This is a genomic window from Globicatella sp. PHS-GS-PNBC-21-1553, assembly GCF_033564055.1.
In the GTDB taxonomy this organism is placed as follows: domain Bacteria; phylum Bacillota; class Bacilli; order Lactobacillales; family Aerococcaceae; genus Globicatella; species Globicatella sulfidifaciens.
This window is the reverse complement of the sequence record NZ_CP085470.1, coordinates 1,884,662-1,900,001: the sequence shown is the minus strand read 5'-3', so window position 1 is coordinate 1,900,001 and position 15,340 is coordinate 1,884,662. Positions and strand designations below refer to the sequence as shown.

The 15,340-nt window shown below is 35.7% G+C and carries 13 protein-coding genes and 1 pseudogene; all 14 read right to left on the bottom strand.

Going from position 1 to position 15,340, the window contains the following annotated elements:
* Nucleotides 1-9 precede the first annotated feature (9 nt).
* The 14 genes and pseudogenes from LB888_RS09155 to LB888_RS09085 all read right to left on the bottom strand — a co-directional run bounded on the left by LB888_RS09155 (nt 10) and on the right by LB888_RS09085 (nt 14,857).
* Nucleotides 10-1,617: an ABC transporter substrate-binding protein gene (locus LB888_RS09155; RefSeq protein ID WP_318752704.1), complete on the bottom strand. Its 1,608-nt coding sequence runs from the start codon at nt 1,615-1,617 to the stop codon at nt 10-12.
* A 24-nt stretch (nt 1,618-1,641) separates the two neighbouring features.
* Nucleotides 1,642-2,529 carry a carbohydrate ABC transporter permease gene (locus LB888_RS09150; RefSeq protein WP_276648813.1) on the bottom strand — a complete coding sequence of 296 codons (888 nt, stop codon included), beginning with the start codon at nt 2,527-2,529 and terminating at the stop codon, nt 1,642-1,644.
* Between the two features lie 10 nt (nt 2,530-2,539).
* Nucleotides 2,540-3,460, bottom strand: coding sequence for an ABC transporter permease (locus tag LB888_RS09145; protein WP_078756327.1), 921 nt, complete (start codon nt 3,458-3,460; stop codon nt 2,540-2,542).
* A gap of 201 nt (nt 3,461-3,661) precedes the next feature.
* Complete coding sequence (locus LB888_RS09140; protein WP_318752703.1) at nt 3,662-4,633, bottom strand: LacI family DNA-binding transcriptional regulator; 972 nt, start codon at nt 4,631-4,633, stop codon at nt 3,662-3,664.
* A gap of 196 nt (nt 4,634-4,829) precedes the next feature.
* Nucleotides 4,830-5,690, bottom strand: a complete 861-nt coding sequence (locus LB888_RS09135; RefSeq protein WP_276649177.1) for an ROK family protein — start codon at nt 5,688-5,690, stop codon at nt 4,830-4,832.
* Between the two features lie 525 nt (nt 5,691-6,215).
* Entirely contained in the window at nt 6,216-6,569 is a 354-nt protein-coding gene (locus LB888_RS09130; protein ID WP_318753996.1) for a hypothetical protein, read from the bottom strand.
* A 63-nt stretch (nt 6,570-6,632) separates the two neighbouring features.
* Nucleotides 6,633-6,837 (bottom strand): annotated as a pseudogene (locus LB888_RS09125) (hypothetical protein); the annotation flags it as partial.
* A gap of 105 nt (nt 6,838-6,942) precedes the next feature.
* On the bottom strand, nt 6,943-7,608 hold the full coding sequence (locus tag LB888_RS09115; RefSeq protein ID WP_318752701.1) for a SatD family protein: 666 nt from the start codon (nt 7,606-7,608) through the stop codon (nt 6,943-6,945).
* A 153-nt stretch (nt 7,609-7,761) separates the two neighbouring features.
* A complete protein-coding gene (locus LB888_RS09110) occupies nt 7,762-9,834 on the bottom strand; it encodes a 3'-5' exonuclease (protein ID WP_318752700.1) in 2,073 nt (690 codons plus the stop codon).
* A gap of 525 nt (nt 9,835-10,359) precedes the next feature.
* Nucleotides 10,360-10,824: a macro domain-containing protein gene (locus LB888_RS09105; protein WP_318752699.1), complete on the bottom strand. Its 465-nt coding sequence runs from the start codon at nt 10,822-10,824 to the stop codon at nt 10,360-10,362.
* Nucleotides 10,778-11,302, bottom strand: coding sequence for a hypothetical protein (locus LB888_RS09100; protein WP_318752698.1), 525 nt, complete (start codon nt 11,300-11,302; stop codon nt 10,778-10,780). Before LB888_RS09100 ends, LB888_RS09105 begins: the two co-directional genes overlap by 47 nt.
* A gap of 309 nt (nt 11,303-11,611) precedes the next feature.
* On the bottom strand, nt 11,612-13,240 hold the full coding sequence (locus tag LB888_RS09095) for an alpha-glucosidase (protein WP_318752697.1): 1,629 nt from the start codon (nt 13,238-13,240) through the stop codon (nt 11,612-11,614).
* Between the two features lie 178 nt (nt 13,241-13,418).
* The gene (locus tag LB888_RS09090; RefSeq protein WP_318752696.1) at nt 13,419-13,835 is read right to left on the bottom strand and encodes a DUF1801 domain-containing protein; all 417 of its coding nucleotides are present in this window, start codon (nt 13,833-13,835) and stop codon (nt 13,419-13,421) included.
* 71 nt (nt 13,836-13,906) lie between these two features.
* A complete protein-coding gene (locus LB888_RS09085) occupies nt 13,907-14,857 on the bottom strand; it encodes a DUF4349 domain-containing protein (RefSeq protein WP_318752695.1) in 951 nt (316 codons plus the stop codon).
* Between the last annotated feature and the right edge of the window lie 483 nt (nt 14,858-15,340).

Here is a 15,340-nt window from a genome sequence, read left to right as displayed (position 1 = left end):
CGCCTCCTACTATTCTTGGTTAGCTAAATACTCATCAAAATATTTTTGTTTAATTTCTAACCATTCTGGTAATCTAAATCTATCCAATTCTGCTAAATACGCATCCCATTCTTCATCAATATTACCGTTAACAATCCATTCTGAACGTTTACGGTTAACATATTCCATTAAGTCTGCTTCGATTGTTTCAATCTTTTCTAAGTCTTCAACGGTCATAAATACACGTGGATAATTATAATCATTATTCATATATGGCACATAATGTTCATGTAATAAATCTAAACGCCATTTCGCATCATCTGGCATAGTTGTCACAGTACCATAGTATTCATCCAAGATAGCTAAAGGTCCACCTAATTCGGTCTTTTGACGTAATTCTCCTGGCGCAGTCCCTTCTAAAGGTAAATGTTTTAAAGTTTGAGTTGCTTCATCAAATTCAAAGATGTTTTGTTGGGTATCATCACCATAAGTTCCCCAGTTATTTTGAACCGATTGTAGCGGTTCGTACATCTTATCAATCCATTTGGCTGTTAACTCTAAGTTTTTATTCGCTGAAGTAATGACTGCACGGTCACGAGAAAACCCAAAGTTATTAGTACGAGTAATATGCTTTTTACCATCTGGTCCTACTAATGCCGGTAAAATATCATAACTATCATTCATTCCCGTCACATTGGCTTTGTCCCATGTAAAGTAGACACCATAACGATGCTCTGAACCTTTCGCAATATAAGTGTTCCAATCTTGTTCAAAGGCTTCGGTATCTAATAAACCACGTTCATATAAGTCACGCATGAACTTGATTCCTTCTTTGTACTCTTCGTTATCAGCTGTAAAATCAACGATTTTATCGTTGGAGACAACCACGTGGTCATCCGTATCCCCGATTCCAAAGGCACCCATTAAAATTTTAAAGTCTTCATTACCTCCATTATTAATAAAGGACATTGGAATTTCATCCGCTTCACCATTACCATTAGGATCTTGAGTTTTGAATGCTTCTAGGACTTCAATTAAATCATCGGTTGTTTCTGGCATGTCTAAACCTAAATTATCTAACCATTCTACGTTAATCCATGCGATATCATTAACAGAGTGAATCGATTCTTTATCAGAACCTAATTCTTCAATCCAAGGGAATGAATATATATGACCGTCTGGTGCGGTAATCATTGCACGATATTCTGGGTTTTCATCTAATATTTTCTTAAAATTCGGCATATATTGATCAATTAAATCTTCAACCGGTACAATCACGCCGTTTTTAGCCCATTTAATTAAATCCACATCAGAGGCCGCAGCATTATGGAATACATCCGGTAAATCACCACTGGAAATATCTAAGTTACGTTTTTCAGCATAATCAGTATTGTAATTAGTCCATTCAATATGAACATTCGTATCTTCTTCTAATCTTTTGACAATTAATTTATCATTTGGATCTTCTGGCGCTAAAGGTGAACTACCGGTCGTCACTTTTAAGGTCACCTGTTTTTCTAACGGAAATTTTACATCTTTCAAACCATAATCAGGACTTGAGGTTCCACCACCCCCACTACATGCGGCTAAAATTAAACCACTGGACATTAACAATCCTAACATTTTTACTTTTTTCATCTTTTTTCCCTCCAAAAAATTTTTTTATCCTTTAATTGAACCAACCAAAATACCTTTATCAAAGTATTTTTGGAAGAATGGGTACATAATCATCAATGGTAAACTTGAGACTACAATGGTAGCGTATTTGATCATTTCCGCAATCCGCTGAATATCAATCATCGCGGTATTCGTTCCAATCATTTCTTGATTTGGTTGATTTTGAATTAAGATTTTTCGTAAAACCAATTGTAAAGGTTCTAATTTTGGATCTTTTAAATAAATCATCGCATCAAAATATGAATTCCATTGACCTACAAAAGCATATAAGAAGAGTACAAATAAAATTGGCTTACATAATGGCACAATAATTTTGACAAAAATTTGAAAATCATTGGCACCATCGATAACGGCTGCTTCAATTAATTCTTCAGGTAAATTTTGACAGTAAGTTCGAATTAAAATAATATTCCAAACATTAACCGCCCCCGGAATTAAGATTGACCACACGGTATTTAACATTCCCAGTTGCTTCACTAATAAATAAGTTGGAACTAAGCCGCCCCCAAAAAACATGGTGATTAATAACATAATATTAATCCATTTTCTACCAACTAAGTCTTTTCTAGACAGTGGATATGCTGTTAACATTGAGACAGCGACTGTAATAATCGAAAAAGCTACAGAATAAAAAATCGAATTTAAAAAACCTCGCACAATGGAAGAATCTGAAAAAACTCTTTGATAGCCTTGTAAGGTCCAGTCTTTTGGATTGAAACTAATTCCTTTGGCTAATAGAGTAGTCGGATCCATGAAAGAAGCAATCAAAATATAGACAAGTGGTACAAAAGTAATTAAAACTATTAGACCAATCAAGATTTTATTAATCAGTAAAATTCGACGGTCAAAATCGGTTTGCATTGCTGAATTCATCATTTACCTCCTATAATCCTTCGCCATCATTTAACTGTTGCACTGTTTTATTTACAATTATCAGTAATACCACATTAATCACGGTATTGATTAAACCAACAGCTGTTGAATAAGAATAATTTCCTGAAACTAAACCTTGTTTATAAACATATGTCGATATAATTTCAGACGCAGTTAAGTTTAAAGATGTTTGCATTAAATAAGCTTTCTCATAACCGACACTCATAATGTTACCTGCTGCCAAAATGAATTGAATAACCATCACCGGTTTTAAGGTCGGTAAGTCAATATGCCATATCCTTTGTAAAATATTAGCACCATCTAGTTTAGCTGCTTCAACTAGCGACGGATCGACGTTAACCAATGTGGCGGTGTACAAGGTCGAAGCCCAACCCATTCCTTGCCATATACCACTTCCAATATATAAGCTTCTAAAATAATTAGGATTGGTCATAAAATTAATATTGATGCCTACCATTTCTAAAATACGATTTACCGGACCTTCAATCGAGAACAGTAGAAAGATCATCCCGACAATGACCACCACTGAGATAAAGTTAGGTGCATATAAAATTAACTGGATTTGTCTTTTCAATCTTGGACTGGCTAATTGATTTAACATAATTGCTAAAATAATCGGTGGCAAGAACCCCCACAATAATCCATAGACGCTTAACTTTATGGTGTTCCCGACTAATAATCCCAAATTGGGTGCTGATAAGAACCTGGCAAATTCTTTAAATCCTACCCAATCACTTCCTAAGATACCTCGTAATGGATTGTAGTCCTTAAAGGCAATTAAGACTCCGTACATCGGGATATACTTAAATACGAATGTTAGTAGTAAACCTGGTAACAACATAAAAAATAATACTTTTTGTTTTTTTATTTTCTCCCAAGTACTCAACTCTTTTTTGATGACCGTTGACATCTGTTTTCTCCTCCTTTTTGAAACGTTTCAAATTAAGTTTAAATAATCAGTGCTGCATTGCTTGGCAGCACATTTTAATTTTAATTTATTTAACAAAACCATTGAAACGTTTCAATTATACTCTAAAAAAATACTACGTAACTTTCTACACCCTTAGTTTATAAAAGAAAGCGTTTTTTGTCAATAGATATTTTTATTTTTTTATTTTTTTGTGGTTTTGCCTTCAACGTAATAACCAGGAATTAAATATTGACGCGTATGCTCCTTATCATCAATAATATCTAAAATAAGTTCCACCGCTTTTTTAGACATTTCTTCTAATGGTTGTTTAATCGTTGACACAACATATTGTCGTTCCATCGCCATTTTTATTCCATCATAGCCAATTATTTGTAGATCCTCTGGTACTTTAATGCCTAAATCTTCCGCAACTTCAATCACATCAAGCGCCGCAAAGTCATTAATCGTAAAGATACCATCAATTGTAGGATTTTCAATTAAAAACTTGCGAATCTTTTCTTTTAAGTTAGGAACTGGCTCTACTTCATCTAAAATTGTAATTTTATAGCCTGCATCTACAATCGTTTTTTCAAAATATTGACGACGCTTTTTCGTCTCGTTCTCCGTCTCATTATGTGCTCCAACAAACCCAAAATGCGTACACCCTTTTTCAATGAGAGTCTTCGCCGCTATTTCAGCACCTACCTTATTATCAGACGCAACATAAGCAATATCCATTCCTGGAAACACCCGGTCAAAACTAACAAAAGGGATGCCTGAAGATAAAAACTCTTCAATCGAACTATAAGTAATCGCAATAATCCCATCTACTTTATTTTGTTGTAACATCTTTATATATTCTGCTTCCTTTTCAGGACCAGCGCTGTTACATAGAAGCATCTTATAATCTAATCGACTCAATTCTTGTTCGACATGATAAGCAAACTCGCCAAAAAAAGGATGCCATATCGTCGGCACGATTAAAGCAATGGTATTGGTACGATTCAATTTCATCCCACGTGCATATTGGTCGGGGATATAATTTAATTTTTCAATCGCTCCATTCACCTTTTCAAGCGTTTGGGGTTTAATGCCTTGTGCTTTATTAATGACTCTTGAGACAGTTCCTAAACTAACGCCCGCTAATTCTGCGACATCTTTCATAGTTGCCATTTCTTTCACCTCACTTTACTTAAACATTAATAACGATGACTATCAAATTAAGGCATTCGTTAGCCATCGTTAATATTGGGAGTGGCAAACGAAACAAAATTTAATCGCCTAGCCTCATCATGCCCCCCATTGTTATTTGAATTCATTGTTGATTACATGACTCAATTCATTCACAAAATTTAACGTGCACACGTTATTATGATAGTAATTCACGCGCTAATTCATAACATCCTGTAATACCGGCATCGTCTTCCAATGCTGGTGGCACGATAAAACTTTCTAATTCTGGTATTTCTAAATAACCATTATTGAACTTTTTGAAATTCTCACGAATTAATGGGAATAATTGGCGTTGTTTCATCACGCCTCCACCTAAAATGAATCGCTCGCAACCTAAAACAGTATAGTAATTATACAATCCTTGCGCAATATAATAAGCTTCCATTTCCCAAGCTGGGTGATCTTCAGCTAATTCAACACCTTTTTGGCCCCAACGTTCTTCAATTGCTGGACCAGCAGCCATCCCTTCTAAACAGTCTCCATGATAAGGACATTTACCTTCATATTGATCTTCTGGATGACGTCTGACTAACATATGGCCTGTTTCAGGGTGACCATAGCCGCTGACTACATGACCATCGACAACGACACCGCCCCCAACACCGGTTCCAACTGTTAAATAAATGACATTATCCAATCCTTTGGCTGCCCCTTGTTTCATTTCACCATAAGCCGCCGCGTTCACATCGGTAGTCCACGCCATGGGTACATCAAATTCTGCTTTAAAAGCACCTAAGAAATTATAGTTATTCCATCCTTTTTTCGGAGTGGTTGTAATATAACCGTAAGAAGATAACTCTTCATTATCGCCTAAAGGACCGAATGACCCAATCCCTAATGCTTTCATCTCAGGATATTTTTTAAAGAAAGCAATCATTTTTGGTACAGAAATATCGGGCGTTTCAGTAGGAATACTTACTCGCTCAATAATTTGTCCTTCGTTATCAAACATAGCACAAACGCATTTTGTGCCACCTGCTTCTAATGCACCATACATGGTATCACTCCTCATCGATTTTTGAATGTCGAGGTTAGTCCACAATTTTACTAAAAATCTCAATTGTTGGCTCCAACCAGCTTTCATTGATTGAACTAACCGATGACATCCGTTTACCATCATTATAATCAATTATGATAAATTTGTGAATGATGAAGTTGATTATTGTCTGATTTTGTATGAAAAATGATAAAATGAATAAGTCTTAAAAACATTGATACCATAAGGTTTTAGAAGCTTATAGTGATAACAAAAATATTTTTGAAACATTTCAAAAATAAGGGCGTTTTGGTTGATTTTTGATCAAAATGATAGGGGTTTAAGAATGTTCGCCCAGTTTATTATAGAAAAATAATGGGAGTGAAATAAGGTTGTGGGCTAGAAGTAAAAAATATGAAGGATTTTCGCTTCGTCTTCCAACCCACGCTCAGTTGAGTAGTTTCATCGGGTGAATCATCGCCGACTGATTAAAGATACTGAAAATTTTTTGGTTGTTTTTTTCTGACTTTTAAAGCCCAATTCCGTTTAGTAAAATAATAACCAATAACAAATTAAGACTGCAATAATACTATATAGTGAACCTATTAAATAGTACTCCGCAAACGAAGGGCTATTGGAAATTTTATTATAGCGGGCAATCGACTTGGCCGTAAACACTAACCCAACCGAAGCAAATTGGCCTAGTAACATCAGGATGCCCATCGCAATACGTTCTAGATTTCCTACCATCGCACCTGCCCCTTTAACCGATTCTTCTGAACTAATGTCCGGTGATTGGAACCGACTAAATGCTAATTTGAATAATATATTAATAGGTTTTGTTATTAACACACCAAATAAAATTAATAATAAAAATGGTGTTGACACAGGTAACGTCACCGTGCTCCCTGCTACCGTGTTAATCATCACCATACTCAATATGTGAAGTAATTGATCACCTACAAAAAGACTTAATTTTTGATTATTGGTTAAGTTTAATCGATGTGTAACAAAATACTTTGTCATATCAATTAGAGCATGGACAATAATAATTAACAGCACACTAGACAATAAAGTTGACCGGAAAATCAATAGAACACCAAAGCCAAGTGTTACCACCAGCAAATGATAACTAACATAACGGATATCTGTCTTTTTTATCCGCCATTGACGGTGATTGAAAATGAAAATCGACTAGAAAATGAACAACCAAGTACAATACTAACAGAGGATTTTGATTAAAATAAGCATTGAATCCTTGTACAACCATCTTTTACTCTTCCTCCTTTAGTAATTGATGCACCGCGTCAGTAATGGTATTGCGACCTCTTAAATATACTTTAATACCACTCCCCTTTAATCGCTTACTCAGGGCACTGGGGTTAATATTAAGTTGTGCAGCAATCATTTGATGTTCAAAGTCTTCTTGATAAATATCATTAGCCAATAAAACTGCTAATAAATCATTTTGAGACGTCACCCAACTACTACGAATATATTCGGTTAACGCTAGATAATGATTCAAATCCTCAACCGTTTCAGTGTTTTCATGACCAATTCGTGCTTGCGTCATTCCATAGTCATTTTTTTCGTGAATATACTCTATAGCGGCGCGCGCATGCCAATAGGCCGGCCCATCTGCTCCGATGCTGATTTCATTATTGATTTCAGTCATCATCTCGCCTAAACCAAAGCCAAAGCGTACTTTATAAGGTCGAAAGGCCATTAAAATTTCATCCATAATCCTTAAAAATGGTGCATTGGCTGTCAGTAAGGCTTGAAATTCATCACCGGTTGTAATAGTAAAATTGGAAACAATAGTCGTTTGATATTGCTCATTTAATTGCTTCATAATCTGATTTAATTGATCTTGTGATTGTTGACGTTCCTTAATTGACTTTGACTCAATGACATCGCCAATCATTGCGATATATTGCATAACCTCACCTCTTTTTGTCTATTATAATAGACAAAACCTAAAATGTCTATTATAATAGACATTTCGATTATAATAACCCGATTCGTCCCCGGCTAACCATACATTGAGCCTCACCTGATTCATCATCGCAATTTCAAGTGAGACTTTAATCAATTAAATGCCTTTCACTGCCCCATATAAGGCTGTATTAGGAAGTACCTTTCTAAAATCCTCTTTTGATAATTTTACTGGCACACCATTTTGTTCTAAAATATGCACTTTCGGTAATTCTATTTGATGTTCACGAATAAACTGAATTAAGCTCGAACTATTGCCAATACCCTTTGTACTATGTGGCGTAGCCCCAACGATTATGTCTGAATATTTCGTTGAATAATAACAAGTGCTAATATCAAAATGCTTCATTTCATCATAGGGAATCCATTCATAAGCATCTTTGGCAAATCCATATTCTTTTAAGAGTCCTGGTAAATGCTTCTCACGAAAACCACCATCGCCACCTAAAATTAATAACTTCGCATTATCACTAAAATAATACGTCGCTGGCTCTAAATCCAATTGATTATGCGCCAACTGGTCTTGCACTTTGGTTTCCATTAATTTTGCTTCAACTTCTAGCTGATGTTGCTTCTCGTTTTCAATATCAACGGTTAATTTTGATATTTTTTCATTACCAAAGCCTACCTGACTAATCGGTTGTTCGAGTGTTTTGGCTAATTCAGATTGCGCTTGTTCTAACTCACTTTCTAATTCAGCAATCCGATGCGTATAGCGTTCAAACTCCTCCCGTAAAATGGCACGACGCACATTCAAACGTTGAATCTGCTCTTTAAATAAAGTATCAAAAGCTGTCGGATTCCAGACAATCGGTAAAATTTTAGTTGGAGAAATCTCAGTTAAGTAGCGAACCGGTTGGTCACTACCAACAAATAAGCTCAAGGTCTTACGCGCACGTGTCATCGCCACAAAGACTAAACGTCGCTCAACATCGGCATCTGTTTCTTCAATCGCATCCTCAAAGATGGCATCATCCATCTCAGCTAAAATCACATGATCAAACGATAGTCCTTTCATCGAATGAAAGCTCGAAACCACCACTGGTGTCTTCCCGGTGTCTTGACTCAGATTAGTTTGATACTCAATACCAGCTTTACTCAATGCCTTTAACACCCGAAATTTAAACGCCGTCGTCTTGCGAAACCCGATGCAAATCCGTTCATTAGGATAATCGGATAGAATCTCTTTTATCTTTAATATAATATGTTCTAATTGGCTTTGTTCATTGCGTAATAAGAAGAGTTGCGGACGATTGCCTTCATCTTGAGTCTCGGTAATATCTTGCGAATATTCTTGTCGTGAGGCTTCTTTGACCACATATTCAAATTTTAAAATCGAATCGGCTGCCTCAAATATTTGTCTAGTATTTCTAAAATTGCGTTGCAGTTCTAATGGTCTAAATGTTGAACCTACCACGCCCACCCAAGTGAACCGTTTGCCATAAATAGATTGCGCCACATCGCCAATATAGACCATCTTATCTTGGGTAATCTGTTGTAGCGCCCAAATCCATGTCTTCGGTATATCTTGCACCTCATCTAAAATAAGATGCTTTACGGTTGGTGACGTGTCATTTTCTGCAATGAACTCTAACACTAGATTGCCAATATCTGAAAAATCATACTCATTATTTTTAGTGAGTAGTGTTTGATACTGTTCAAATAAATCAAACACATACTCACGATCGAGATTGCCTCGGCCACGTCCTATTCGTACTGCTTGTAAATAATCCGTACGCTTCTTCAAGCCATTGCCATAAATAAAGGCAAATTCGGCTTCCATAAACCTGACACTATAACGTTTGGTATCGAGATGACTTTCTAAAAAGGCTCTTAACTTTCGCGAAGCAAATTTAACTTTCCCTCCATTTTTGCGAATAAAATCACTCAATACTCGGTGTACGGTCATCACTTTTATATCATCTAAGTAATAATCTTGCCGGATATGATTGACCAAGGCATTGGTAAAAGTTGTTAAAACAATTGGCAGAGGTTCGCCATCCAGTGGAAGTGCTAATTCATCTTCTTCAGCTAAACGATTGGCAATACTAATCGCTACTAAAGTCTTACCACTACCCGCTGGACCTTTAATCGCAGTCTCTTTATTTAATAAGGCTTGATCCACGACTTTTAATTGTTGTTGCGTTAAAGTATATACTTGTCTCCCCATGGTCAACACTCCCATCTATAAAATATTAATCGCTTTCACATCTTTAATAGTAGCTAATTTTAAGACTTTATTCAATGCTTTAGGAATGATTCAAAATAAGATCAAAGGAGATGATTTGAATGATTGCACAAAGATTCAGTTGGAAATACTTAGTGAAAAACGTAAGGGGAAAGAAAATTGAAGTGTGTGAAGCGTGTCATAACCAGATTGTTGATGATTAAAATGCTGTGAGGAAGCTCTAATATTTCATTAATTAAACGGTTAATTTGGATTGAAAAAGTGAACTACCTGTCGATTTCGAATCACTTCAGCATTGTTTACACAAAAAATAAAAAAATTATCTAAAATCGATTCAATATGGCAATTTTTTTATTGGAAAACTGTCCGAAATGAACAGTTAAAATTAAGGAGAAAAGATAGTGAAATGGGGATAAGGAAATTCGGTGGATTCACAATAATAAAAGAAAGGGAGTGGGCAAGAAGTAGAAAATAAATAATTTTGCTTCGTCTGCCCACTCCCTAAAATTATGGAAACAAGACTAAATAAACGTCTAAATCATACTCAGTCAAGAAAGCTTCAATGGTCTCGACTGCGACTTGGTAAGCTGCTTCTTTTGGATAACCATAAATCCCACTCGAAATTAACGGAAAAGCAATTGAATTTAACTGATAATCAACTGCCACTTGTAATGAAGTTGTGTAGGTTTGAGCTAATAAACACTTCGCTTCTTCTGGCGTGTACTGGTTATAAATAGGCCCCACCGCATGAATCACGTGCTTAGCTGGTAAATTAAAACCTCGTGTCATTACAGCCTCAGCTGTTTTAATTGGTGCTAAAGGACGACAAGCCTCTGTCATCGCATCATACCCTGCCCCTTTAAAGATCGCACCACAAACCCCACCGCCCGCTAAGAGTTCGGTATTGGCTGCATTAACAATGGCATCAACTGATAATTGAGTGATATCTTGATGATTGATTGATAATGACATGAGAACCTCCTCGTGTATCTTCTAGTTGAGTATTTTCAACTTTTCCATGTACTCCTTTGTTATAGGCATATATGGCGTAAGTACCTCCATCAATGGTATCAACACCACTTAAGCCTTTGGTATTGGAATCAGAGGCAGTCAAAACTAATACTTCTTTCAAATCCTCCTGTAACTTCATGTGATCTACTGTTTCTTTTGAATAAGAATTACCAGGCTTTAATTCTTTTATTCTGGAAAACAGTTCATCAATGCCTGGAAGATCTTTTTTAGCGACTTTTGAAATTGATAAGTTAACAATCACCGGTTCATTAATTTGGTCATTTTTTGCATCCATCGAATTTTGAATAATTTCTCGAATCGTTCTTTCTGAAATACCACCATCTTGTACAACGGTACTTCGAAATTCTTCTAAAGATTGATCAAACATAAAATTCTCTAAATGATCAATCTTCGAAAACTGAAATAAGTTTTCCTCCATTGTATTAACCCCTTAAACATATTCTTTAAATTCAATTAGATCACATTTCTCATTATGGATCAATAGCGTTTGCAAACAGTTTTTAGATTTTTTACGATTTTCTTAAATATTCAAAATATTTTAAAAGTGGACCATTAATTTTAAGACTGTTCTATTAAGTTTTCACTTTTTCGTTTCAAAAATACAAAACATTATAATAACATTTTACATTCCCCTTCCACCACTATCCCTTTTTTCATATAAAAAACAGCCCCAGTTCATTCTCTTTCGAGACCAACTGGTGGCTGTTATTTATTATCTATTCAATTATTAAGCTATTTCCACTACAAAAGCTTCCCAAGGGGCTAAGGTTAGGTCTTGTAGACTTGTATAGTCTTGATCCATATTTTGGATAATCACTTCTTTAATAGTGTCGTTCGTACTAAATGAGTTTTCTACATTACTCATATTCGCCACGACTAACCATTTCTTACCTTCATATTCACGGTAATAACTGAAGACATCATCCGCTGTATCCAATAATTCAAAATCACCCCAAACGACGATTGGATTGTCTTTACGTAATTGGATTAATTTTTGATAGGTATAGAAGATTGAATTTTTATCTTTTAAGGTGTCTTCTACATTAATCTCAGTATAGTTAGGATTTAATGCTAACCAAGGTGTGCCGGTTGTAAAGCCACCATTGTCCTCTGAGGTCCAAGCAACTGGACGGCGAGCATTGTCACGTCCTTTGGTATTAATCGACGTTAAAATATCTTCCTTATCATAACCTGCTGCAAGACGTTCATGATATAAGTTCACCGATTCAATATCATCAGCTTCACTAATATCGCTAATAGGTGTATTAATCATGCCAATTTCTTCACCTTGATAAATATACGGTGTCCCTTTTAACATGTGTAAGAGAATCGCAAATAATTTAGCACTACGCTCACGGTATTCACTGTCATTCCCCCAACGTGAAATCACACGCGGTAAGTCATGGTTTTCCCAAAATAATGAATTCCAACCTTCATCTTTTAATTCAACTTGCCATTTTCCAAAGACGCGTTTTAAGTCTTTAATTTGTAAGGGGGCTAAATCCCATTTCTCTTTACCTTCTTGTTGATCTAATAAAATATGTTCAAATTGAAAAACCATTGATAATTCATTGCGGTCAGCACCTGAATATAATTTGGCAGTTTCAGGAGTCGCACTCCATGTCTCTCCTACCGTTAATAAATCATGTTTGCCAAACGTTGCTTGGTTCATTTCTTGTAAATAAGGATGTAGGTTTGGTCCATCAACCGTTAAACCTTCCATTGGTAACTTCCCGATTAAATCAATCACGTCCATACGGAAACCACCGATTCCTTTATCAATCCAGAAATTCATCATGTCATAAACTTCTTGACGCATTTTTTCATTTTCCCAGTTTAAATCTGGTTGTTTCTTACTGAATAAATGTAAGTAATATTGACCACTGTCCTCGTCGAATTGCCAAGCAGAGCCAGAAAAGTTTGAACGTAAATCATTTGGTGCACTACCATCTTCATTTGGATCTGCCCAAACATAATAGTCACGGTATGGATTTTCTTTACCTTTTTTCGCTTCGATAAACCAACGATGTTCATCTGAAGTATGGTTGACCACCAAATCCATCACGATCTTAATATCACGTTGGTTTGCTTCTGCAATTAAACGATCCATATCTTCCATCGTTCCGAATTCTTCCATAATCGCTTCATAATCCGAAATATCATAACCATTATCATCATTAGGAGACTGATAAACTGGTGATAACCAAATCGCACCAATCCCTAATTCTTTTAAATAATCTAATTTTTCAGTGATACCATTAATATCACCAATGCCATCACCATCGGTATCATAAAAACTTCTTGGATAGACTTGATAAATGACAACCTCTTGCCACCATTTTTTAGTTTGTTCCATTTTATTCCTCCTTAGTAAACGCTTATTTCACAATTTCTATTGTAACAAATTTAGTCCCATTTTTCGCTTGAAAATCCTTGTGCATTATGGAGAATAAATCCTAGCGAGATGACGAGTGAGTGTTTCAAATACTAAAAATACCACACACCTTTCCCTCGGTGTGTGGCTCAAAACTCACTTATTTAACATCGTATTTTGCTTTGGTATATGCTAATGATTTTTCCAATAGCTCTTCTAAAACGCTCATATCAATGTCAGCTAATTTATTAACATAAACACAGCCTTTAGCCTTTTTAATCTTACCTAGCTTATCCAATAACTCCTCACGTTCAGGAAAATCTTGGTCGAGATACAGACTGATTTTCGCTTTTCGCGGTGAGAAAGCCAATAAGGGGGCTTCCCCTTCGTGTCCTGAATCATACACATAATGATATTGACCAAAGCCAATTATATTAGGATACCAAACAACAGCATCTTCGCCCGAAACTCGCTCATATAATGCTAATAATTCATACGCATCGGCTTTTTTATTATCAGAGGGTAAGCTTTCAATTACTTCTGCAACTGTCTGTCCAGTTGGGGCAAATTTTGCCATTTTAACGCCTACTTTCTACCTAAAGCTCGGTTCTCTGATGAGTAATAATTCACCATCTCAACACAGTCTAATTATTCTTTCGGTTCCTCAACGGGTGATTTATCACCATCTAATAAAATATTGTTGTTGCGGTCTACCTTAACGGATCCTTCTTTTGAATTAAACTCTTGATTGATACCCATTTTATGTTTTAATTTATGGAACATCTTATATTGATGTTTGCGGATTAATAGGTATGCCACTGAAGCGACAAATATAAAGGGCGTCACTGACAAAGCAGCTACTAATCCAATTACTAGTCCCCATGCTAAGATAAAGAAGAAGTTTTTAAAGACTCTCGCAAATGGTAACCAGAAAGGTAAACCTTCAGAAGTAAAATAATCTACTTCACGTAAGGATAAAGTAAGCGTACTGAAATCTACTGATTCAGTTTGTTGAGTTTGCTGTTCTTCTAAAGCACGGATTTCATCTTCTAAAACAATTTTATCGGCTTCTAACTCTTCACGTTCGCTAAAGCGTAAATTATCGTCTTCTAATTTCTTATTAATTTCATCTAAACGAGCTTTTTTCACTTCAAGGGTTTCGCCAGTATTTTCAATATCATCCGTCACATCGCGACTTGAAATATTAAAGGATTGAACATGATAATTCTCTTTCAAAGCTTGCACAACTGTTTCAAAATTATCTTTCGGAATCTCTGCCACAACAGATAACTCCGTCCCTACAAAGTCGGTATAATAGTTAGTCGCATGATTTGAATCTTGTGATTGAATAATACCGCCATTATCGGTAATTAATTTCATCACACTTTCAGCATCTTTATCATAGTCTTTCGTTTCTAACGTGCCATAGGCATCGTAACTCACTTGTTGACTTTCAGAATAATAATCACTTGAAGATTCTGAATATTGCTTAGCTGTATTATTATAAGAAGTATTAGTAGAAGTATAAGGTAAGGTCCCATCACACCCTGCTAGCACAACCATTAAAGCGGCTAATCCAAATAATCTTTTCTTTTTCATTGGCTTGTTCTTATCTTAGCTGTCTAAGATAATGCTCCTTTCCTATCTTGATTGTTCTAACAATTTCCTTCAATATAGCAATATTATATATTAAGTATAACAAAACTCACTAAGAAAAGCCTTTACAAAGCTTTAACATGGAGCAATTTAATAAAGTTTTAAACATCTTAACATGATAAGTAGCTGTTAAATCGCTTAAGGATTCTTACTCGTTGCACTAAATCTGACGATAGATTTTGGGTGTCATCTAAATCAATGCAATCAAGTTTATGCCCAAATTTCTTGAACGTCTTGCAGTTTATAGATCTAACTAGCAATCTCAATGACAACAACCTCTACGTAGACGTCGCTCGCATTACGGCGAGCCAAATTAAACTTAGAAGGAAACGACATCAGGTCTTTTACATAGACAGGCTTTTGACGAAGTGACCGTATTTTTCTACATAGACGAACCCCCAACGAAACGACATCAGGTCTTTTACA

Bases quoted from the DNA above. Each gene is read 5' to 3' on its own strand.
- LB888_RS09155 (WP_318752704.1), bottom strand. From the start codon at position 1,617: ATGAAAAAAGTAAAAATGTTAGGATTGTTAATGTCCAGTGGTTTAATT.
- LB888_RS09150 (WP_276648813.1), bottom strand. From the start codon at position 2,529: ATGAATTCAGCAATGCAAACCGATTTTGACCGTCGAATTTTACTGATT.
- LB888_RS09145 (WP_078756327.1), bottom strand. From the start codon at position 3,460: ATGTCAACGGTCATCAAAAAAGAGTTGAGTACTTGGGAGAAAATAAAA.
- LB888_RS09140 (WP_318752703.1), bottom strand. From the start codon at position 4,633: ATGGCAACTATGAAAGATGTCGCAGAATTAGCGGGCGTTAGTTTAGGA.
- LB888_RS09135 (WP_276649177.1), bottom strand. From the start codon at position 5,690: ATGTATGGTGCATTAGAAGCAGGTGGCACAAAATGCGTTTGTGCTATG.
- LB888_RS09115 (WP_318752701.1), bottom strand. From the start codon at position 7,608: ATGCAATATATCGCAATGATTGGCGATGTCATTGAGTCAAAGTCAATT.
- LB888_RS09110 (WP_318752700.1), bottom strand. From the start codon at position 9,834: ATGGGGAGACAAGTATATACTTTAACGCAACAACAATTAAAAGTCGTG.
- LB888_RS09105 (WP_318752699.1), bottom strand. From the start codon at position 10,824: ATGTCATTATCAATCAATCATCAAGATATCACTCAATTATCAGTTGAT.
- LB888_RS09100 (WP_318752698.1), bottom strand. From the start codon at position 11,302: ATGGAGGAAAACTTATTTCAGTTTTCGAAGATTGATCATTTAGAGAAT.
- LB888_RS09095 (WP_318752697.1), bottom strand. From the start codon at position 13,240: ATGGAACAAACTAAAAAATGGTGGCAAGAGGTTGTCATTTATCAAGTC.
- LB888_RS09090 (WP_318752696.1), bottom strand. From the start codon at position 13,835: ATGGCAAAATTTGCCCCAACTGGACAGACAGTTGCAGAAGTAATTGAA.
- LB888_RS09085 (WP_318752695.1), bottom strand. From the start codon at position 14,857: ATGAAAAAGAAAAGATTATTTGGATTAGCCGCTTTAATGGTTGTGCTA.